1 pseudogene is annotated in these 1349 nt (G+C 35.4%); it reads left to right on the forward strand.

The features are described 5' to 3' along the window. A pseudogene (locus tag ANHYDRO_RS09950) lies at positions 1-1312 on the forward strand (hypothetical protein); the annotation flags it as partial. Positions 1313-1349 lie beyond the last annotated feature (37 nt).

The raw sequence follows: 1349 nt of genomic DNA on the forward strand, positions 1-1349 counted from the left end.
TGGGGCTACTGAAACAGAATTAGCTCAAGCAAAAGCAGATCTAGAAAAAGCTAATAAAGCAAAAGAAAAAGCAGCAAAAGAAGCACAAGAAGCCCAAGCTAATCTATCCAAAGCAAAAGAAAACATCAGCAAACTAGAAAAAGAAAAAGAAGAAATTCAAAATCAACTAGACGCAGCAAGGCAAGCAGCAAAAGAGGCAAAAGAAGAAGCATCAGAAGCAAAAGATGCAGCTCAAGAAGCCAATGAAAAAGCAAAAGCTGCACAAGAAAAAGCTCAACAAGCTCAAGAAGAAGCAAACAAAGCCAAAGCCGAAGCAGAAGAAGCAAAAAAAGACAAAACAAAATCAGAAGAAGAAAAAGCAAAAGCTATAGCCAAGGCCGAAGAAGCAGAAAGAAAGGCGCAAGAAGAAATAGCAAAAGCCAAAGAAGAAGCTCAAAAATCTGTAGAAAAAGCCCAAGCTGCAGCACAAAAAGCCCAAGAAGCAGAAGCAAAAGCCAAAGAAGCTAAAAAACTTGCAGAAGAAAACTTAGAAAATCTACAAAAATCAAGTGGGGCTACCGAAACAGAATTAGCCAAAGCAAAAACAGATTTAGAAAAAGCAAACAAGGCAAAAGAAAAAGCAGCAAAAGAAGCGCAAGAAGCAAAAGCTAGTCTTTCAAAAGCAGAAGAGAACATTAAAAAACTAGAAGAAGAAAAGAAAGATCTACAAAGTCAGTTAACAGAAGCTCAAAAAGCTATAGAAAAAGCTAGAGATGAAGCTCAAAAAGCACAAGATTTAGCTAAACAAGCTAAAGAAGAAGCTAGCAAATCTCAACAAAAAACTCAATTAGCAAAAGAAAAAGCAAATAAAGCAGAAAAAGCCTTACAAGTAGCTCAAGAAGAAGCAAGACAAGCTCAAGAAGAAGCAAAAAAAGCTATAGAAGATAAAACAAAATCAGAAGCAGAAAAAGAAGCTGCTATAGCTAAGGCTAAATTAGCAGAGGAAAAAGCTCAAAAAGCTCAAGAAGAAGCTAGAAATGAAATAGCAAAAGCAAAAAAAGAAGCTCAAAAAGCTGCTCAATCTGCAAAAATAGAGGTCGAAAAAGCAAAAGAGGCAGAAAATCTTGCTAAAAAAGCTCAAGAAAAAGCAGAAGAAAGAGTAAAAGAATTAGAAGCTTCAAATACTGCAAGCAAAGCAGAATTGGCCAAAGTAAAAGTAGAATTGGAAAAAACTAAGATAGAATTAGCTGAGTCTGTCAAAGCTAGAAAAGAAGCGGAAGAAAAAAGAGCAGAAGCTGAAAAAGCTTTAGAAGAAATAAAAATAAAAATATAGAAAATCCAAGCACAGAAACACCTGGAACAAATAATCC

Origin of the sequence: Anaerococcus hydrogenalis DSM 7454, assembly GCF_000173355.1 — a bacterium.
GTDB lineage: Bacteria > Bacillota > Clostridia > Tissierellales > Peptoniphilaceae > Anaerococcus > Anaerococcus hydrogenalis.